Source organism: Acinetobacter sp. GQ146 (assembly GCF_059758585.1).
Genome location: NZ_JCAXDV010000001.1, coordinates 433,706 through 452,869, shown reverse-complemented (window position 1 = coordinate 452,869; position 19,164 = coordinate 433,706). Strand labels below are relative to the sequence as shown.

Here is a 19,164-nt window from a genome sequence, read left to right as displayed (position 1 = left end):
TAAAATCTTTAAAACCGCTTATTCTGCCACATTTTAAAGCATTTCTCGAATAGAATTATTCAACTAAATATTAATTTTGCTCATTATTGAGATTTAACAGCCTATTTTCATTCTTATTTTTCATTTTTTGCTTGGGCGCAAATAAAGATTATTAACGTCTTCCGCTCTAAATCAGCCTTACCCGAGGAGAGATTCAAGCTTAAAAAGAAAGATTGATCAGGGTCTGCAATTATTCTCCCCTCCCACTTACTTCACTCAATTCGCAATTTTTGGTTTCTGTTCCAAAATTTCAGGAAGGGTACGCTCAATCCAAGCAATTAAATCACCTACTTTTTCAGCGACTTGCGCACCTAAAATCGTCAGTTGATATTCCACTTTGGGTGGTACGATCGGATAAACCGTGCGTAGGATAAAACCATCTTGCTCTAAGCTTTTTAAAGTTTGTGAAAGCATTTTTTCACTAATCCCCTCAATCTTGACTTTAAGTTCGCTAAAACGATGTACCCCTCCACTTAGGCAATGCAACACCAATAATGACCATTTACTCGAAAGATGTTCTAAAATTTCGCGGGATGGGCACTCCGTAGATAACACTTGCCCTAATATTTTACTGGTTGCATATGTACTCATGTATTCCCCTAACTCTGCTTACTATTATTCTATGTACTTTCATTTGGTAAGCTAACAGATTAATCTTTAGCCAGCAAGAATAGCTTTTCTCGATCTAAAATGAACATTCACATCTCACTCTATCACCAGCTTAACGTCGTACATCTATTTATGCTTTAAGGATGAATATTGCGTAGCGGCAAATGCAGGTTCATCTTCAGGTTTGCGAAAATCTCACGTACAGCGTTGTACATCGTGGCATTAAAGCTGAGTATGCGCTGCATTTTCATGGGGTCATTTAAATTTAGTTGTGCTGCTAAATGATGTAAGACATATTAATGAATGTGCTCATCCAACTGGAAATACACAGATCCATCGTCGCGAATCTGCACTGGAATAGTGTAATCACGTTTTTAAATGAACTGGCACCTCCATCTTAATAGGAAGATTCCATTTAAGCGAAAACCGAAGCAACAATTGGTGCTGATAAATCAAATCTGTTGTGGTTTCTACTGGCATCAGTGGTTTTATATGAATCAGGAGCTGATCATCAATCAAGACCTGTATCGGTGTTTCAACCTGAAACTTTAAATCAGCCAAGTACTTTCTACTTCAGGGTAAATTTAATTATCGATCGATATCAATCTGGGATAAGTTAACCTCAAACAACTCCCCATACTCTCAAGCATTTTGATGCTTTATTTTGCAGAGCATCATGCATGAATTTGAATACTATGCACTTAGTGGGAATTAAAACATTAATCCAAATTCATCAGTTATATTTTTAATTCAATATAAATATGCTTGTTATTTTTACTCAAAAGCAGTTCTAAACCTCAGGTAAAAAAAAGAGCTTCATGACTGAAGCTCTTTTTTACTTACAAAAACAAATTATGCATTTGTTTCTACAGGAATTTTTGGATAGCTTAAGCCGCCCATTTGTTCAGCAATACGCAACACTTGGCAGCTATAACCGACTTCATTGTCATACCATACGTATGCAGTTAAGCGGTTACCAGAAGTGATTGTTGCTTGTGCATCAAACACACCCGCAGTACGCGAACCGATAAAGTCAGAAGATACAACTTCAGTTGAGTTGGTAAAACCAATCTGACCTTGAAGGTTAGAATGGATAGAAATCTGACGGATATATTCGTTTACTTCTTCACGATCAACTTCTTTATCTAACGTTAAGTTAAGAATCGCAAGTGAAACGTTTGGCGTAGGAACACGCACTGAGTTACCAGTCAATTTACCTTGAAGTGCTGGAAGCGCTTTAGCAACTGCTTTAGCCGCACCAGTTTCAGTAATCACCATGTTCAACGTCGCCGCACGACCACGACGATCTGCTTTATGATAGTTGTCGATTAAGTTCTGGTCATTTGTGAACGAGTGAACTGTTTCAACGTGACCATTTAACACAGTGTATTTGTCATGCAATACTTTTAAGGTTGGCGTAATTGCATTCGTTGTACAGCTTGCAGCAGAAATGATTTGATCTTCATCAAGAATGTCTGCTTGGTTAACACCAAATACCACGTTCTTCATGTCACCTTTACCAGGTGCAGTCAAAATTACGCGTGCAGCGCCTGGGCATTTAAGGTGTTGTGCAAGACCTTCTGAATCGCGCCATTTACCTGTATTGTCAATTACCAATGCATTTTCAATACCATAAGCTGTGTAATCAACTTCAGATGGATTTGATGCATAAATCACTTTGATGAATTGACCATTCGCAATAATTGCTTCGTTTTCTTCATCTACAGAAATCGTGCCAGAGAATGGACCATGGATCGAGTCACGGCGTAATAAAGACGCACGTTTTTCCAAATCACCATCAGAAGATTTACGAACAACGATCGCTTTGAGGTTTAAACCACGACCAAGACCAGATTGACCAATCATCAAACGTGCAAGGATACGACCAATACGGCCAAAACCGTAAAGAACCACATCACGACCTTCAACTGAAGTCGCACGACCTTCGATTGATTTAACCGCGCTCGCAACAAAGGCATCAACATCGCCACCTTGTGCTTTGTATTCAACAGCAAGTTTACCTAGATCAATTTCAGCTGTACCGATATTCTGAATTTTCGCCAATGCTTGAAGAATTGGGTAAGTATTCACAACAGAAAGCTCAACGTCCATCATACGTGTACGACGGTGTGCTTTTAGGATCTGGATAACCGAACGGTTAACTAAAGAACGACCATAAACTGAAGTTACGATGTTTTGCTCACGGTAAAGTTTACCGATTAAAGCAATCATTTGTTCCGCGATTTCTTCACGGTTTTTCCAGCGACCTTGGTGCTCTGCGTGTAGGGCGATAATAGTCTCTTTGCTCACAGATACGTCCTCTAATTAAATTGTATATCTAGGCATAAATTTCAAAACCCGACAATTGTAAAGGAATTGTCAGCAAGATTGAATCAAAAGCTGGTTCAGACACTGCTATTTTCCTACATATTCATTATAAATTTACAAAATAGTTGTAATTTTTGATGTGATTTTACTTTTTGGACGAAAAATACGGATTTTTGAATTGGCTTGAATCGCCAACTCAATAGATGTGCCTTGGGGATAAAGATAGATTTTTATCCCCAAAATTTTGCTTAATTCTGATCTTTTAAACGCGCATCAACTTTTTCTATATTTCTTACCAAGCTCTGCTTCTGTCTGTGTTGTTTATACAAATGCAAACTCCCCTCAAGTACCAAAACCAATACTGCGCACCAAATCGGGATATAGGTGAGCCATTCATCGGGGGCAATCTGTTCGCCCAAAGCCACAGAAGCAGCTGCCAATAACACAGGTTCCAAATAACTGAGCAAACCGAACAGCACGAAAGGTAGATATCGGCTAGCCAAAATATAGCTTCCCAAGCCCAGTGCACTTAAAAAGCCTAAACCGATAATTGCCCAAATCAGATGCGGAAATTGAGGAATAATGCTCAAGCCATTTGAAATTGACAGCAAATACAACGCTATCGGCAGAATCAGAAACAAATCCCACCAAAAACCACCCAAGTGATCAGATTGAAACAGACGACGTAAATAGAAATATAAAGGATAAGCTAAAGCGACATATAGCGTTTCCCAAGCAATACTGCCAATCCGCCAAATCTCATGCGCGACCCCGAGGGCTGCCAGAATCACCGCCAGCAACTGCCATCGTGACAGTTTTTCCTTATGCAGAATACAACCGATCAACACCATCACCAGCGGCAGTAAAAAATACCCCAGCGATACTTCCAGTCCTCGTCCGTTAATTGGCCCCCATAAGAACAGCCATAACTGTGAAGTACAAAGTATTGAACTGATCAGCAACCAAAGCAAATAAAGGGGTTGTTGGAGCACTTTTTTAAACAGTTCAGTAATTCGAGTGAGCTCACCCGACCACCACATAAATATACTTAAAAAAGGTAAAGTCGCCAGCATTCGCCAAGCAAATGTTTGCTCACTGTCGAGCGGTTTTAAAAACTCTGTATAGCCGTAAAGCACACCAAAAGTGACAGATGCCAATACCGACAGTGCTACGCCCTTATACATCTTTTTACTCGATCATTTTTTCGCGTTTAGTATAACGATAAGCGAAATAAAATACTTATTATTAAAGATAACTTTCACGTAAATCCAGACACTCAAAGTACTGCATGTATGTAAGAACTATTGTCATGTGCCATTTAAAAAAAGCGAGAAGTTGACATTCATTCGCCAAACCCAATCAACTACAGACAATCTTTCACCACATGCTGCCCAGCCAAGTTTAGTCGCTCAGGCTGGTATTTTTATTCGGTGGTCATGATAAAAGGTCAGTTACCCGTCATACAATAACATTCAGCCTGTATTATTTCTTCTCAACTTTCTTGCTCTGCGGGGTTTGAATTAAGTCGCTTAAATCATAGCCTAGCGTTTTTGCATAATCTAAATACTCATTCAATACTTCAGGTTTGGCTTCTGGAGTTCGAGAAAGAACCCACATATATTTACGACGCGGCTCACCCACCAGAACGGTTTGATAATCATCATCCAGTTTTAAAATCCAATAATCACCGCGCGCCACTGGCAACCAACGGACGGCTTCCGGCAAGAAGCTGACTTGTAACTTGGAGTTAAACGGAGGATTTTGCACAAAAGCCTCTCCGATGGCCTGCTGTAAAATGCCCTCTTTGGAATAACAACGATTATCTACATTCACATTGCCATTTTCATTTAAGGTATAGGTCGCTGAAACGTCACGCGCACATTTGTTTTGAAAGTACATCGGTTTGCGTGCTATTTCATACCAAACCCCTAAATAACGGTCTAACTCGACCTTTTCAACCACTGGCATTGGTTTCGTTTGTGCATAAGCCAATGTAGCGGCTCCTAAACCGACTAGAATTGCCCCACCCAATACAATTTTTCCAATCCGCCAACCTGCCTGAGGAAGATTACTTTTACTCATCATGTCATTCCTTAAAAGGTTTTGATTCATTCACAATCAAACAGCATGTCTCTAAAAAATAACGAGCTTTAGGTCAGCGTATTGTAGCGTTATGTAATGATTTTGAAGTGCAAAGTTACCCAAGCTATTGTAACAGCTGTGCTTTTAAGCGCAGGATCTCATCTCGTAAACGAGCAGCTTGTTCAAACTGTAATTCTTTAGAGGCTTTCAGCATCTCTTTTTCCAGTTTGGCAATATGCTTCGCAAACAGTTTAGGATTCGCAAGAAGATGTTGCTCATCTGCTGAAAGTGCCTGAGTCTGCTCTGCAAACTTGGCATCAATCTGATCGTCGGTCAGCACTTCACCTGTATCAATTTCTCTCACCACTTGGCGCACGGCACTTCGCGGGGTAATGCCATGTTGCAAGTTAAACTCGATTTGTTTGGCACGACGTCGCTCAGTTTCATCCATGGCTTTTTGCATTGAATCTGTAATCCGATCCGCATAGAGAATGGCTTTACCTTTTAGGTTACGTGCAGCACGACCGATGGTTTGAATGAGTGAGCGTTCGGAGCGTAAAAAGCCTTCTTTGTCGGCATCCAGAATGGCGACCAAAGACACTTCAGGCATATCCAAACCTTCACGTAGCAAGTTAATTCCCACCAAGACATCATGAATCCCTGAGCGTAATTCATGAATAATCTTCACTCGCTCTACCGTATCAATATCAGAATGCAAATACGCGACTTTCACGCCATATTCTTTTAAATAAGAGGTCAAATCTTCTGCCATACGTTTGGTTAATGTGGTCACCAATACCCGCTCATTGAATTCCTTACGAATATTAATTTCAGACAGCACATCATCGACTTGGGTCAGCACCGGACGGATTTCGATTTCAGGGTCGACCAAACCTGTTGGACGGACCACCTGCTCGACCACTTGTTCCGATTTTTCCAATTCATATCGTGCTGGGGTTGCACTGACATAAATCGTGCTCGGAACAATTCGTTCCCACTCTTCAAATTTCATGGGACGGTTATCTAAAGCACTGGGTAAACGGAAACCATAATTCACCAAGTTCTCTTTACGCGAACGGTCACCTTTATACATAGCACCAATCTGTGGAACGGTCACATGCGATTCATCAATAATCAATAGAGCGTCATCCGGCACATAATCAAACAAGGTCGGCGGTGCTTCGCCTGCCGGACGTCCAGATAAATGCCGCGAATAGTTTTCAATACCGTTGGTGTAGCCCAACTGCTGCATCATTTCCAAATCGTAGCGGGTACGCTGTTCAATTCGCTGTGCTTCCAATAATTTGTCATGCTCACGGAAAAACACCAACCGCTCTTTTAGTTCTTCCCGAATCGTGCCAATCGCACGTTCCAAATTATCTTTTGGGGTAACGTAATGGCTTTTGGGATAAATCGTGACACGCGGGACTTTACGCACCATTTTGCCAGTTAAAGGATCAAACCAGCGGATGGAATCCACCTCATCATCAAACAGTTCAATCCGGATGGCATGTTGATCTGATTCGGCAGGGAAAATATCAATAATTTCGCCACGAATACGATAGGTCGCACGTAAAAACTCCAATTCATTCCGGCTATATTGCATTTCCACCAGACGACGAATAATTTCATCACGGCTAATGCGATCCCCTGCAACAATATGCAATAGCATACTCATATAGGCATTCGGATCACCCAAGCCATAAATGGCCGAGACCGAGGCCACAATAATCGCATCGCGACGTTCCAGTAAGGCACGCGTGGCGGATAAACGCATTTGGTCAATGTGATCATTAATCGCCGCGTCTTTTTCAATAAACGTATCTGAAGATGGCACATAAGCTTCAGGTTGATAGTAATCGTAATAACTCACGAAATACTCAACCGCATTATTGGGGAAAAATGCCTTGAACTCACCATAAAGCTGGGCAGCCAGGGTTTTGTTATGCGCCATGATAATGGTGGGTCGTTGTGTCTGCGCAATGACATTGGCCATGGTATACGTCTTACCCGACCCCGTGACGCCTAAAAGCAATTGATTGCGATAACCTTGCTCGATGCCCTGCACCAGTTTCTCAATCGCCTGAGGTTGATCCCCCGCAGGTTGAAACTGAGTCACCAACTCAAAAGGCTGATGATTGTCTTGCACAGGTTTTTGATGCTCTTGCATGGTTTCCATCTTCGACACAATATGACCCCTATAGTATGGGGGCAGTTTTACAACATGCAACAAGTCCATTGTGAGAATTATGCGCATGAAAACCAATTCGCAGCAGGTAGAAATTCCCCCTCGAATCTCCTCTACTAAAAAAGCATTGCTTGCCCCTTGACCCTTACGCTATTCAGTTGCAACATGAAGCAATAATGATGATTAGATAACAAACTTATGCGCTACCATTACCATGACGAAAGCATCGTCAAAAGCTTACCAGAAGATACCGTTTTTGTTTTTGGCAGTAATATGGCGGGTACGCATGCGGGTGGTGCAGCCAAAATCGCTTTATTACATTTTGGTGCCATGAAAGGTGCCGGACGGGGTTGGGCTGGTCAAAGTTATGCCATTCCCACCATGAACGAGCATTTACAACAAATGCCACTTTCACAAATTCAGCACTATATTGATGACTTCAAAATCTATACCCAGCATCATCCCAAAACCAAATATTTTATTACCTCAGTTGGCTGTGGGGTAGCTGGTTATAAAGTTGAAGAAATTGCCCCAATGTTTAAAGGCATTTCACACAATGTGATTTTCCCGATTTCTTTCCGCCCATTTGTGGAACAACCCTTACCCAAACTGCGTCAGGCTTTTTTAAAAGCAGTCTTGCAAGACCCTGTGATTTTCCCGACCGAGCCTCTAAATCAAGTGATTGAACAACTGCATCTGGCAGAAAATGAAAAAAGCTTGGCGCAAATCATTTTAAATACCCCGATGTATCCTACCGACAGTAATGGACGTGATCGCATTTTTGAGATTGAGGATATTCTGCATCGTCTGGATGAAAAGGGTTTCCGGATCGATTCGCCTCTAGAAAGCCGAATGGTGATTGGTGGCGTGATACTGGCTTTACTTGAGCTGTATAACATCAATGAGCAGGATTTCTTGGATGTCTGGAATCATCAACGTGAGATTGCAGCTCCTAAAGCAGAGAATAAAGCACGCAAACTGGCACGCTAACTCAAGCTCACTGCACTGGAGGTTGTCAACCACGACTGGTAGACAACCTCATTTTCAGGCAAATTTAATGCCAAATTAAGCACAAAATTACTTTTAAAACTTTTATTTATCACATGATTTAAAATTGAAACAATAGCTCCTATACTAAGTCACACTTAAAAATAAATACGAGCTATTCATGGAGTTATTAGATTCCTCAATTTTTGAATTATCCCCCATCGCCATGTGGCTAGAAGATTTCAGCGAAGTCAAAAAGCAATTTGATCTATGGCGAGCGCAAGGTATTCAAGACCTTGAACAATTCTTGCAGGAAGATGAATCTCGCGTATTAGAATGTGCTCGTAAAATCAGAATTTTGAAAGTCAACGCAAAAACCCTGCAACTCTTTCAAGCACAAGATCTTGAGCATTTACAGCAAAACCTTGAGCTGATCTTTAAACAGGATATGGCAAAAACTCATATTCAAGAACTGTTAAGTTTATGGGCAGGTGATACTGAATTTTCCAGTAGTACTGTCAATTACACCATTTCAGGACAACGCTTAGATATTCAATTACGCGGTACGATAATTCCAGGACATGAACAGGATCTTTCCCTGCTTTTAATTACCACTGAAGATATTACCCCTTACAAAACCGCCTGCCGACTGGAAGAAAAAAACCGCTTGCTGGCTGAATCTCGCTTTAAATATTCCCCAACGTCATTATGGGTGGAAGATTTCAGTCGAATTAAATACCGTCTTGATCAGCTAAAACACATGGGAATTCGAGATTTCCAAACCTTTTTAGATGTACATCATGATTTTATTTTGCAATGTATTCAGGATATTGTGATTATTGATGTGAATCAGGCAACCTTAGATTTATTTGGCGCAGCCGATAAAGACACTTTACTAAAGAATGTCCATAAAATATTTGCCAAAGAAATGGTACAAACCTTCCGTGAACAATTGCTTGAATTATGGAATGGCAATATCCATCATCAACGTGAAGCAGTCAATTATGCGCTCGATGGCAGTATTCGACATGTGCTATTGCAATTTACCGTTTTCCCCGATTACCAACATGATTGGAGCATGGTGCAGGTTGCGCTTACCGATATTACTGCACGTAAAAAAGCAGAAAACTATCTGGAGTATCTGGGCAAGCACGACGTCTTAACCAAACTGTATAACCGCTCCTTTTATACCGAAGAAATGAACCGCCTAGAACGTAGCCCTTTACGTCCTGCCTCTTGCATTTTTCTTGATATGAATGGCTTAAAAGAAGTAAATGACAGCTTAGGACATGATGCAGGTGATGGTTTATTACGTCGTATCGGAGGGATTTTAAACCAGCTGATCCAAAATACGCTCTACTCTGCTTCCCGAATTGGGGGGGATGAGCTGGTGGTGTTACTGCCAGGTGCGGATGAAGCCGCGTTACACAACTGCCTGCACAGTCTGCAAGAATTAATTCATGTCGATAACCAATTCCATGCCAGTCAACCGATTAGCCTTTCCATCGGATATGCAACTGTAAAAGCCCACGAGCGGATTGAAGACATGCTGAAACGCGCGGATCACATGATGTATCAACAGAAACAACAATTTTATGCGCAAAATGATCGTCGAACGCGCTAGATATTAGACAAAAAAAGAAGTGCATATGCACTTCTTTTTTAACGTTTACCCATGGAGCGACGTGTACCACGTGGAGGCATCCAAGTTCGATCTGCATATTGCTCAGGTTTAGGACGCACCTGATTATGGGCAGCTGAGTCTGACGATTGCTCATCAGTAGCTGGCATTGGGAATGGGAGTTTCACCAATGGCTTATTCGTAGGCTGTTGCTTACTCATGACCATGACTCAAATAAAATCTGACAGTAGTTTAAGGTTTTTTGCGCTCAGTTGCGAGTGACTTCATACGACTCTCTTGTTTTTGTATGCTTTCGAGACAAAAAATATTTATTTTATGCTTTTTTATGAATTTGCTTGTATTTTAAACGACGCAGTCACTATTTTTGAGCTAAGATAATATGCTTTTTATTTTTTATCCCCCATAAGAAGGAATTCTGCCGTGGACGTACGTCTATCTGATCGTGTAAATGCCATCAAACCGTCCCCAACATTAGCTGTGACAAACAAAGCTGCTGAACTTAAAGCGGCTGGTAAAAATGTCATTGGTTTGGGAGCTGGTGAACCAGATTTTGACACCCCGCAACACATCAAAGATGCAGCAATTGCTGCGATTAACAACGGTTTCACAAAATATACCGCTGTAGATGGTACGCCAGGCCTTAAAAAAGCAATTATTGCAAAACTTAAACGTGACAATAACCTTGATTACCAAGCAAACCAAATTCTAGTTTCTTGTGGTGGTAAGCAATCATTCTTTAACTTAGCTTTAGCTTTGTTAAACAAAGGTGATGAAGTCATTATCCCTGCACCTTTCTGGGTCAGCTATCCAGATATGGTAATCATCGCAGAAGGTACACCTGTAATTGTGAAATGTGGTGAAGAACAACGTTTCAAAATCACTCCTGAACAATTAGAAGCGGCAATCACTGAAAATACTCGCTTAGTGGTACTCAACAGCCCATCGAACCCAACAGGTATGATCTACACCAAAGCTGAATTAGAAGCTTTGGCTGAGGTATTACGTCGTCACCCACAAGTATTTGTTGCCTCTGATGACATGTATGAACCAATCCGTTGGGATGATGAGTTCTACAACATCGCCACTGTTGCGCCAGACTTATATGACCGCGTAATCGTACTTAATGGCGTGTCTAAAGCTTATGCAATGACTGGCTGGCGTATTGGTTATGCAGCAGGTCCTGCAAAAATCATTGGCGCAATGAAAAAAATCCAATCTCAATCTACGTCTAACCCAACTTCAATTTCGCAAGTTGCTGCTGAAGCTGCATTGAACGGCCCACAAGACGTACTTGAGCCAATGATCGAAGCATTTAAGCGTCGTCATGACTTGGTTGTGAATGGCTTAAATGAAATCAACGGTATTTCATGCCTACCTGCGGATGGTGCATTCTATGCATACGCCAACATTCGTCCATTGATTCGTGCTAAAGGTTTAAAATCTTGCACAGAATTCTCTGAATGGTTATTAGAAGAAACTGGTGTTGCCGTTGTTCCTGGTGATGCATTCGGTCTTGGCGGTTTCATGCGTATTTCTTATGCAACTGCGGATGAAGTGCTGGTCGATGCTTTAGCGCGTATTAAAAAAGCGGCTGATTCAATCGAAGGTGTTGATGCTGCGATTGCTTCTATCGAAGCTGAAAAAGCAGCACAATAATCGAGTCGATTATTGAAAAAAAAGAGCTCAATAGCATTGGGCTCTTTTTTTTTGTGAGCTATTTTTCTATCTTTTCTTTTGTAAGCATCAACATTACATGGATCTCAGTATCTTTCCGCATTTGGCTGCTTGCTTAGCCCATTCAGATCAGACTTATCATCAATAGGCCACTCCGTCTCAAATTATTCGTGTTGTACATGTCGCTATAACTCATCTATAGCAAGATGTTTTAATTACCGCCACTGTACTGCTGGCCACTAAACTGCATTTTCCAAACTGTTTGCAGCGCCTAAGACATCTCTAACTGATTTGCTGGAATCAATAACTGTTTATTTGGCTCCACCGCTATCTTGATTAAAACCTGATGGCTTTATTTCCCTCTTTTTGCTTGATGGGTATCATTATTTTCAATTCATGCCATTGAAAGACACTTACAGTAAGAACACAATTTACACTGCATAAATAAATGTAATGCTTGTTTATTTTTAAGAATCAAACATTTCGCAACATTTTTTAAATAGTCAGTTGTGGCTTGATCTTCTAAGATACGCTCACACCTAGCTAAATGCCTATGAGTTCATCATGCGCTATAAGATTATCGATGTATACCGACAACAGAATATTAAACGTTACATTGCTAAATGCTTAAAAGCCCGCTCCCCACAATTTATCGTCATTGAAAGCGCACTTACTCTCTGTCGTGATTTAGATATCATTGATGTAGATTTACACGCCGATCAAGCCACATGGGCAACCGGAGAACGCATCTGCTTAAATATTTTAACCAGTGCGGACAGCCTAGACAAAATTTATGAGTTAGATGCTTAAAGCATTATCTCCAAACTTTTCTTGACATCATTTTCCCGCAAAGATTATCTTAACCAACAAGTTCCTTTTTAGAACTTATTAATTAAGGGAAAATCAATGAAAACTCAAGAAATGACGGGATTACAATTACTCGAAGCGATGTGTGCAGGACAAATCCCTGCGGCAAGTATTAGTGAAACAATTCCTATGTCACCCTATCAGGTTGCTTTGGGCAGTATCCACTTTAAGGCCAAAGCTGATGCACGCCATTTGAATCCATTGGGCGGTGTACATGGGGGCTTTGCCGCAACAGTATTAGATTCGGTAACAGGCTGTGCAATTCACAGCATGCTCGATACTGGAGTGGGTTATGGCACCATCGAGCTAAATATTAAAATGTGCCGTCCTATTCCACAAAATAAAGAATTAATCGCGATTGGCACTGTAATCAATATGAGTAAAAATTTAGGGATTTCAGAAGGTAAAATCATTGATGCCGATGGGAAACTATATGCACATGCGACAGCAACTTGCATGATCATTCGTCCTTAAAATCGGGGCACAATTCACTGACGTGTTGTGCCCTTTTAAAAAATTAGACTTTTTGCAGGCACTTCTGAGCAGGATCAACTTTAAACTGCGGTGTAGATAACGCTTTGTAATAGCAATAATATTTTAAGGTACGTTCCAACTGAATTTCACAGACTGCATTTTGTGCCTGAGACCAAGCTAGGGCTTGCAAAGGTTTGGACCAAAGCTGTCCTTCTAAGGCAAATACATAAACACGTTCTTGTGTGTCCGTTTCGGTAGAAAAATATGACTCAATCCAGCTTTGACGCGCAGACTCAACCAGCCATTTTTCAGAAAACCACAACTGTAGTAAATCACCAAGATATAATGGTACGGTCGCAAATGGGCGTACCGAAACCTGTGCGCCTTCCACAGGCGTATAATAATGCTCTGGTTGCTGAAGCAAGCTCAGATAGTTTTCTTGATAATATGAAAATTGAGAAAAAATTTCAGGGATGCTGAGCGTATTCATTCGCTTACTCCGATTTAGCCATTTTAGTGCTGGCAAGTTGGTTTAAATCCACACTGTTGAAGTTTTGCTTCAACAACTTTCTTTAATTAATCTAACAAGCGTTTTTACGGAGCACAAGCCAAAACTTTAGTTTTTTCTTTAAATTGATTTGTTTGCTTAAATATACAACAGACAAATCCAAAAACCATTTTTTTATAATCTTAAGGCTTGACCAGCGGTAAAATCTGCTTATAATCGCACTCAGATTCTCCAATAGCTCAGTCGGTAGAGCGACGGACTGTTAATCCGCAGGTCCCTGGTTCGAGCCCAGGTTGGAGAGCCAAATTCAAGAAAGCCCGCTGCATCAAGCGGGCTTTTTTTATGCCTAAAATTCAGTCATCATGCCGCCTATAGACACCACATCACTCTCCTCTATCGCCCCTCGTCGGTAATTTTTGCATCATCCGCCCAGATCTTCTTCTGCCAATAAAAAAGGCGCTTAATTGCTTAAGCACCTCAATCAATTTAAGCTACCTGCATGGGCACACCACTATGAAAGCGGAAGGTATCATCAGGAGATAGAATGAGATCCTTTTCAACTTCTCGGATATGCTCAATACGCTGCTGAATATCCTCTTCTGGATCTTTCAATTTCGCGGTTTTCGCCACATCTAAAGCCAAAGCCAAATAGTCTTCATAATGACGGGATTCTGACTTTAACAAATAACGGTAATAACGCCCTAATTCCTCATCCACAATTGGAGCAAGTGCATAGAACCGTTCACATGAACGTGCCTCCACAAATGCACCTATCACCAACACATCAATTAAAGCTTCTGGCTCATAGGTTCGAATTTCTTTTCTCAAGCCACCTGCATAACGCCCCGCACTTAAGCCGTTCCACTCTTGTCCACGCTTTTGCATAAACTCAAGTACCTGCTCATAGTGCAGCATTTCTTCACGCACCAATTGGGCCAATTTGACTTGTAAATCGGTAAAAAAACTATAACGAAACATCAGGTTCATTGCTGTACCTGCAGCTTTTTTCTCACAATTGGCATGATCTTGCATCAAAATTTCTAGATTGTTTAATGCTGCATCTAACCATGCTTGCGGCGTCGTACACCCTAAGAAGCCCAATACGGGCTTCATCAAGTCATCATAATCAATTGTTGACATAATTTAAGCTAAACCCAGAGTCTTAACGCGCAGCTTTGATCACAGCTTTCATTTGCTGCACAGCTTGCGACAAGCCGACAAAAACAGCATCCGCAATCAGAGAATGACCAATATTTAATTCATGAATTTCTGGGATTTGTGCAATCGGTGTAACATTTTCAAGGTTTAAGCCATGTCCTGCATTCACCACCAAGCCTTTTTCCGCAGCATAACGTGCCGCTTTTACGATTCGATCGAGTTCATGTAGCTGCGCTTCCGCTGTTTCAGCATCAGCATATGCACCTGTGTGAATTTCGATGGTTGGCGCACCACACGCTACAGCAGCATCAATCTGCGCAAAATCAGCATCAATGAATAATGACACATCACAACCGATAGCCGTGAGTTCTTGAGTTGCCGCTTTGACTTCCTCAAAATGCCCCACAACATCTAATCCACCTTCAGTCGTAACTTCCTGACGTTTTTCAGGTACAAAACAGACATGCTGTGGTTGAATTTCTTTGGCAAACGCAATCATTTCTGGGGTAACTGCAAGCTCCAAATTCATACGCGTTTTTAATACCGGACGCATACGACGCACATCATCATCCTGAATATGACGACGGTCTTCACGTAGATGCAGTGTAATACCCTCCGCACCAGCTTGCTCACAAATTAAAGCAGCATTGACTGGATCTGGATAACTGGTTCCACGTGCTTGTCGCAATGTTGCAACATGGTCAATATTTACACCAAGCAAAGCAGCCATAATTTTTTCCTAATCATGTTTTAGATTGAGTATTCTGAATCCACAGTTGGCGACTTTTTAATGGTCGATCGCCCAACAAAGAGGTAATCATTTGCCTATACAACTTTGATAATAATTGTAATTGCTCGGCATTAAAATCCCTACCCCTTTCATAGTACTGCATACTGAGGATCAATTCGCCCGATAAAGTAGATGCAGAAACCTTTAAGGTTGGAATAAAGCCATCATTGAGCTGAAAAGTATAATGCTGTTCAGGGCAAATTGGGGCCTGATTGGCATCTACTGTATAATCAAGCGGGTAACCCAACTCCTCAAGCAAAGCATGCTCAAATTGTCTCAGGATTTGCCTTAAAAAGAGTGTTGGATGATCTTGCGTATTGAGCGTCTGTAAATGCTGAATCGTCAATGCATATTGGCGAAATGTCTCGGGCATCTCCACTTCTAAAGGGCATAAACGTAACAAGATTTCATTCAGATAAAAACCTGAAAAAAATGCATCACCAAAAAAGAAAATTGGATGATGCATAATTTCTAATTTACTGAAGTTTTTAAGTTCAGATTTACCAGTTGCCTGTATACGCAATGGCTGATATTGCGGTGGTGGTGTCTGACGAAGAATGCCATCAACACGGCCATATTCTTGAGTATACAAGTGCACAATATGACTGCGTTCACGGTACTTTCGATGATGAATTAAATAGCCATGTAAAACTTCATTACGCATAAATCAACATCAATCCTGTTGATTTTGCTGTGTTTCCTCAGCCTTATGATCACCATCTGGAATCGCCAACTCCACCACAGCAACAGTGCCTTTCACCACACCCTTGGTGGTCTTATAAGCAATTTTCGCAGGAACTGTAACAATCTTATGTATACAACCTTGCAGCATAACAACACAAGCTACAATTAAGCATAGTTTTACCATTACAATTCCCGTATTTGCTTACAAGTTAGATATCACTATAACCAAGACTTTTCAGTGCACGCTCATCATCCGACCAGCCACCTTTGACTTTCACCCAAAGTGTCAGCATGATTTTTTGTTCAAACATTTTTTCCATATCGGCACGGGCATCCATACCAATTTTCTTTAACTTTGAACCTTTCTCACCAATCACAATGGCCTTTTGCCCTAGACGATCAACGAAAATAGTGGCATCAATATAAGTACAAGCCGGCTTTAATCTACCCGTTTTTTCATGCAGAACAGCATCTTCCGTACGGAATGATTCAATTTGAACAGTTAAATCATATGGAAGCTCTTCACCTAATTGACGCATAATCTTTTCACGGATAATTTCCGAAGCCAAGAAACGCTCAGAACGATCGGTAATTTGATCCAGTGAATACAATGGCGGCTGGAACGGTAAATACTGCTCAATTGTATTGCGCAAATGCTCGAGATTCGCGCCGCGCAGTGCAGAGACTGGCACAATTTCAGCAAAATTCATCAGTTTTGCGCGCTCTTGAATAAGCGGTAATGCCTGATTTTTATTTTCCAAGGTATCTAGTTTATTGATCACTAGAATCACTGGCATTTCGGCATTTTTAAGCTTTTCCAAAACCAGTTCATCGTTTTGCGTCCACTTCTGTGCATCAACCACAAATAAAACCAAGTTGACATCACGTAAGGCAGAATGCGCAGCACGGTTCATCATCTTATTGATGGCACGGACTTCTTTTTTATGCATCCCAGGCGTATCCACAAATACCGCTTGAGATTTTTCACGAGAATCGATCCCAACAATCTTATGTCGTGTCGTTTGTGGCTTACGCGAGGTGATCGAAAGTTTCTGCCCAAGCAAGTGGTTCATCAGCGTCGACTTACCTACGTTTGGACGGCCTACAATCGCCACAAAGCCACTTCTGAAGTCAGAAGGAATCGTGGTGCCTTGTTCGCTAAAAAACTGGCCAATTAAATCATTATTGTCGGTAGACGACTCGTGATCAGCATCATTGTGATCGGAATTCATGGTCATGCAGTTCACTGCTCCAATAGTTTTAAAATCTCCGCCGCTGCTGCTTGTTCAGCGAAACGACGACTTGAGCCTTCGCCCATAAATAAAGGTAAGCCTTCAACCGTACAATTCACTTTGAAATGCTGGTTCGGGGCATCCCCTTGAATATCCACTACCTCATAGAGCGGAAGTGGTTTTTTACGTGCTTGCAGATATTCCTGCAATCTCGATTTTGGATCTTTTAATTGATCTGTTGGCTCGATATGATCCAAATAAGGTTCATACCATTTTAACACGATCCGCTGCAGTACCGTTAAATCAGAACAATCTACATAAATTGCCCCAATAATCGCTTCTACAGTATCTGCTAATATTGATTCTCGATGGTGACCACCAGACTTCAACTCACCCGTACTTAAAATAAGACTTGTGCTGAGCTTCAAGTCATTGGCAATTTTACCCAATGCTTCTTGTCGAACCAAGGTCGCTCGCATTCGAGTTAAGCGGCCTTCATTTTCATGCGGATATGCATGATATAAATAGTTGGCGATGATCATTCCTAATAACGAATCACCTAAAAATTCAAGGCGCTCGTAATTATATTTATGGCTCACCGATCGATGTGTTAAAGCAAGCTGGAGTAATTCCGCTTGCTTAAACTGATAACCGATACGACTTGCCAAGCGAATATCACTTAGTTTGGACTGACCTTTGATCAAAACTTTTCTCAAACTTTAACACTAAATCAATATTCAGTAAGAAAGGCTTTCTTACCTCATAGCTCTTGTTCACTTGTATACCATCTGTATTGGTAACCTGTGCAATTTCTTTAAAATTTACATCTCGGATATTATTCATAGTCAGACGTTGCTCCATCTGAGTATTAAATTTATCAGGGCTAATATCCTTCGGACTACTTTGCATTAACTCAGTAATCTGAGTATCAATCACTCGATCATCCCAATAGGGAGCCCACACTGCAATTGCAACTTTTGCCAAAAAAGCAAAACCAATAATTGCAATTAAAAACCCAATATATGACGCACCTTTTTGATTTCGACGCATTTTTTATTTTCCATTTTGGTCAATTAATCAATTTTACCGTTACGGCTAAATGACGGCAGCTTAAAGCCAGGCTCTTTATGCATCCACACATAGAATGCTCGCCCAGTTAAGTTCTCTTCAGGCACAAATCCCCAAAAGCGACTGTCCGCACTTTGATCTCGGTTATCCCCCATCGCAAAATAGTGCCCTTCAGGAACTTTTACTTCCCAATATAAACCATTTTCAGTTGAGTATTTACCATTTTCAATATAATTAATAAATGGTGCCTGGCGTGCTACGTTCACCCCTTCCAGCTCACGCATGGTAAAGGTATGCTGACCCAACGTTTCTTTATGATAAATTGAAGTTGGGGTATCTAAAGCATCTTTTTCACGGCTAAATTCCACCGGTACTTTAGCAACTTTTTGCCCGTTAATCGTCAACTGTCCATGATCGTAAATAATATGGTCGCCCGGCAAACCGACTACACGCTTAATGTAGCTAATGGTCGGTTGTGGTGGGTAACGAAAAACAATCACATCACCACGCTCAGGCTCACCCACATCAATGATTTTTTTATTCACGATCGGTAAACGCACACCATAATCAAACTTATTTACCAAAATAAAATCTCCAGTTTCTAAGGTTGGTACCATAGAGTCTGACGGAATATTAAATGGCTCATAAAGAAATGATCGCAACACCAATACGACTGCAAGTACTGGCCAGAAATCGTAGGCCCATGTGATGATGAAGTTTTCATTTCCCCTGCCTTTGGTTTGTCTTTGTTTAAAAACAAACTTATCTAATAACCACACCAGAAAAAAAATCAGTGTGGCAGGCACGAGTATTAAATTAAAATCAAAATCCATG

The 19,164-nt window shown here is 41.1% G+C and carries 20 protein-coding genes and 1 tRNA gene; 6 read left to right on the top strand and 15 right to left on the bottom strand.

The window, feature by feature from the left end; all coding sequences use genetic code 11:
* Window positions 1–255 precede the first annotated feature (255 nt).
* From AC6CHI_RS02125 to uvrB, 5 genes are all read right to left on the bottom strand, one after another.
* Window positions 256–630 (bottom strand): winged helix-turn-helix transcriptional regulator, encoded by a 375-nt coding sequence (locus tag AC6CHI_RS02125; RefSeq protein WP_458890698.1) that lies wholly within the window; start codon window positions 628–630, stop codon window positions 256–258.
* A gap of 870 nt (window positions 631–1,500) precedes the next feature.
* The gene (locus AC6CHI_RS02120) at window positions 1,501–2,958 is read right to left on the bottom strand and encodes a glyceraldehyde-3-phosphate dehydrogenase (protein WP_458890699.1); all 1,458 of its coding nucleotides are present in this window, start codon (window positions 2,956–2,958) and stop codon (window positions 1,501–1,503) included.
* A 266-nt stretch (window positions 2,959–3,224) separates the two neighbouring features.
* Window positions 3,225–4,160, bottom strand: a complete 936-nt coding sequence (gene rarD, locus AC6CHI_RS02115; RefSeq protein WP_498119227.1) for an EamA family transporter RarD — start codon at window positions 4,158–4,160, stop codon at window positions 3,225–3,227.
* A 298-nt stretch (window positions 4,161–4,458) separates the two neighbouring features.
* The gene (locus tag AC6CHI_RS02110) at window positions 4,459–5,061 is read right to left on the bottom strand and encodes a lipocalin family protein (RefSeq protein WP_498119226.1); all 603 of its coding nucleotides are present in this window, start codon (window positions 5,059–5,061) and stop codon (window positions 4,459–4,461) included.
* A 121-nt stretch (window positions 5,062–5,182) separates the two neighbouring features.
* Entirely contained in the window at window positions 5,183–7,228 is a 2,046-nt protein-coding gene (uvrB, locus tag AC6CHI_RS02105; RefSeq protein ID WP_498119408.1) for an excinuclease ABC subunit UvrB, read from the bottom strand.
* A 216-nt stretch (window positions 7,229–7,444) separates the two neighbouring features.
* On the opposite strand from uvrB, the gene AC6CHI_RS02100 reads away from it, so the two are divergent.
* Window positions 7,445–8,236, top strand: a complete 792-nt coding sequence (locus AC6CHI_RS02100; protein ID WP_498119225.1) for an A1S_2505 family phage non-structural protein — start codon at window positions 7,445–7,447, stop codon at window positions 8,234–8,236.
* A gap of 178 nt (window positions 8,237–8,414) precedes the next feature.
* Window positions 8,415–9,857, top strand: a complete 1,443-nt coding sequence (locus AC6CHI_RS02095; protein ID WP_498119224.1) for a sensor domain-containing diguanylate cyclase — start codon at window positions 8,415–8,417, stop codon at window positions 9,855–9,857.
* 38 nt (window positions 9,858–9,895) lie between these two features.
* On the opposite strand, the gene AC6CHI_RS02090 is transcribed toward AC6CHI_RS02095, so the two are convergent.
* On the bottom strand, window positions 9,896–10,075 hold the full coding sequence (locus AC6CHI_RS02090) for a hypothetical protein (protein ID WP_016166827.1): 180 nt from the start codon (window positions 10,073–10,075) through the stop codon (window positions 9,896–9,898).
* Window positions 10,076–10,295: 220 nt separating this feature from the next.
* Here AC6CHI_RS02090 and AC6CHI_RS02085 point away from each other — a divergent pair, with 220 nt between their 5' ends.
* From AC6CHI_RS02085 to AC6CHI_RS02075, 3 genes are all read left to right on the top strand, one after another.
* Entirely contained in the window at window positions 10,296–11,531 is a 1,236-nt protein-coding gene (locus AC6CHI_RS02085; RefSeq protein WP_458890704.1) for a pyridoxal phosphate-dependent aminotransferase, read from the top strand.
* 582 nt (window positions 11,532–12,113) lie between these two features.
* On the top strand, window positions 12,114–12,359 hold the full coding sequence (locus tag AC6CHI_RS02080; protein ID WP_498119223.1) for a hypothetical protein: 246 nt from the start codon (window positions 12,114–12,116) through the stop codon (window positions 12,357–12,359).
* A gap of 96 nt (window positions 12,360–12,455) precedes the next feature.
* Window positions 12,456–12,890, top strand: a complete 435-nt coding sequence (locus tag AC6CHI_RS02075) for a PaaI family thioesterase (protein WP_498119222.1) — start codon at window positions 12,456–12,458, stop codon at window positions 12,888–12,890.
* A 43-nt stretch (window positions 12,891–12,933) separates the two neighbouring features.
* On the opposite strand, the gene AC6CHI_RS02070 is transcribed toward AC6CHI_RS02075, so the two are convergent.
* Entirely contained in the window at window positions 12,934–13,380 is a 447-nt protein-coding gene (locus AC6CHI_RS02070; protein WP_498119221.1) for a hypothetical protein, read from the bottom strand.
* Between the two features lie 246 nt (window positions 13,381–13,626).
* Here AC6CHI_RS02070 and AC6CHI_RS02065 point away from each other — a divergent pair.
* A tRNA-Asn gene (locus AC6CHI_RS02065) sits at window positions 13,627–13,702 on the top strand.
* 182 nt (window positions 13,703–13,884) lie between these two features.
* On the opposite strand, the gene AC6CHI_RS02060 is transcribed toward AC6CHI_RS02065, so the two are convergent.
* Genes AC6CHI_RS02060 through lepB form a run of 8 tightly spaced genes read right to left on the bottom strand, consistent with a single transcriptional unit; the run spans window position 13,885 to window position 19,163 of the window.
* Window positions 13,885–14,538: a MiaE family protein gene (locus AC6CHI_RS02060; protein ID WP_498119220.1), complete on the bottom strand. Its 654-nt coding sequence runs from the start codon at window positions 14,536–14,538 to the stop codon at window positions 13,885–13,887.
* 22 nt (window positions 14,539–14,560) lie between these two features.
* The gene (gene pdxJ / locus AC6CHI_RS02055) at window positions 14,561–15,286 is read right to left on the bottom strand and encodes a pyridoxine 5'-phosphate synthase (RefSeq protein ID WP_498119219.1); all 726 of its coding nucleotides are present in this window, start codon (window positions 15,284–15,286) and stop codon (window positions 14,561–14,563) included.
* Between the two features lie 13 nt (window positions 15,287–15,299).
* Window positions 15,300–16,010, bottom strand: coding sequence for a DNA repair protein RecO (recO, locus tag AC6CHI_RS02050; protein WP_498119218.1), 711 nt, complete (start codon window positions 16,008–16,010; stop codon window positions 15,300–15,302).
* A 9-nt stretch (window positions 16,011–16,019) separates the two neighbouring features.
* Window positions 16,020–16,214 (bottom strand): NF038104 family lipoprotein, encoded by a 195-nt coding sequence (locus AC6CHI_RS02045; protein ID WP_458890711.1) that lies wholly within the window; start codon window positions 16,212–16,214, stop codon window positions 16,020–16,022.
* 25 nt (window positions 16,215–16,239) lie between these two features.
* A complete protein-coding gene (era, locus tag AC6CHI_RS02040; protein WP_498119217.1) occupies window positions 16,240–17,268 on the bottom strand; it encodes a GTPase Era in 1,029 nt (342 codons plus the stop codon).
* A gap of 5 nt (window positions 17,269–17,273) precedes the next feature.
* Window positions 17,274–17,966 (bottom strand): ribonuclease III, encoded by a 693-nt coding sequence (rnc, locus tag AC6CHI_RS02035; protein WP_458890713.1) that lies wholly within the window; start codon window positions 17,964–17,966, stop codon window positions 17,274–17,276.
* Window positions 17,938–18,312: a DUF4845 domain-containing protein gene (locus AC6CHI_RS02030; protein WP_498119216.1), complete on the bottom strand. Its 375-nt coding sequence runs from the start codon at window positions 18,310–18,312 to the stop codon at window positions 17,938–17,940. The genes rnc and AC6CHI_RS02030 overlap by 29 nt, the downstream gene beginning before the upstream one ends.
* Window positions 18,313–18,335: 23 nt before the next feature.
* Window positions 18,336–19,163 (bottom strand): signal peptidase I, encoded by an 828-nt coding sequence (gene lepB, locus AC6CHI_RS02025; RefSeq protein WP_498119215.1) that lies wholly within the window; start codon window positions 19,161–19,163, stop codon window positions 18,336–18,338.
* Between the last annotated feature and the right edge of the window lies 1 nt (window position 19,164).

Excerpts from the sequence above, each read along its gene's own strand:
- AC6CHI_RS02125 (WP_458890698.1), bottom strand. The coding sequence starts at position 630 with ATGAGTACATATGCAACCAGTAAAATATTAGGGCAAGTGTTATCTACG.
- AC6CHI_RS02100 (WP_498119225.1), top strand. The coding sequence starts at position 7,445 with ATGCGCTACCATTACCATGACGAAAGCATCGTCAAAAGCTTACCAGAA.
- AC6CHI_RS02080 (WP_498119223.1), top strand. The coding sequence starts at position 12,114 with ATGCGCTATAAGATTATCGATGTATACCGACAACAGAATATTAAACGT.
- AC6CHI_RS02060 (WP_498119220.1), bottom strand. The coding sequence starts at position 14,538 with ATGTCAACAATTGATTATGATGACTTGATGAAGCCCGTATTGGGCTTC.
- AC6CHI_RS02070 (WP_498119221.1), bottom strand. The coding sequence starts at position 13,380 with ATGAATACGCTCAGCATCCCTGAAATTTTTTCTCAATTTTCATATTAT.
- AC6CHI_RS02095 (WP_498119224.1), top strand. The coding sequence starts at position 8,415 with ATGGAGTTATTAGATTCCTCAATTTTTGAATTATCCCCCATCGCCATG.
- uvrB (WP_498119408.1), bottom strand. The coding sequence starts at position 7,228 with ATGCAAGAGCATCAAAAACCTGTGCAAGACAATCATCAGCCTTTTGAG.
- AC6CHI_RS02090 (WP_016166827.1), bottom strand. The coding sequence starts at position 10,075 with ATGAGTAAGCAACAGCCTACGAATAAGCCATTGGTGAAACTCCCATTC.
- pdxJ (WP_498119219.1), bottom strand. The coding sequence starts at position 15,286 with ATGGCTGCTTTGCTTGGTGTAAATATTGACCATGTTGCAACATTGCGA.
- AC6CHI_RS02030 (WP_498119216.1), bottom strand. The coding sequence starts at position 18,312 with ATGCGTCGAAATCAAAAAGGTGCGTCATATATTGGGTTTTTAATTGCA.
- AC6CHI_RS02045 (WP_458890711.1), bottom strand. The coding sequence starts at position 16,214 with ATGGTAAAACTATGCTTAATTGTAGCTTGTGTTGTTATGCTGCAAGGT.
- rarD (WP_498119227.1), bottom strand. The coding sequence starts at position 4,160 with ATGTATAAGGGCGTAGCACTGTCGGTATTGGCATCTGTCACTTTTGGT.
- AC6CHI_RS02075 (WP_498119222.1), top strand. The coding sequence starts at position 12,456 with ATGAAAACTCAAGAAATGACGGGATTACAATTACTCGAAGCGATGTGT.
- AC6CHI_RS02110 (WP_498119226.1), bottom strand. The coding sequence starts at position 5,061 with ATGATGAGTAAAAGTAATCTTCCTCAGGCAGGTTGGCGGATTGGAAAA.
- lepB (WP_498119215.1), bottom strand. The coding sequence starts at position 19,163 with ATGGATTTTGATTTTAATTTAATACTCGTGCCTGCCACACTGATTTTT.
- recO (WP_498119218.1), bottom strand. The coding sequence starts at position 16,010 with ATGCGTAATGAAGTTTTACATGGCTATTTAATTCATCATCGAAAGTAC.
- era (WP_498119217.1), bottom strand. The coding sequence starts at position 17,268 with ATGACCATGAATTCCGATCACAATGATGCTGATCACGAGTCGTCTACC.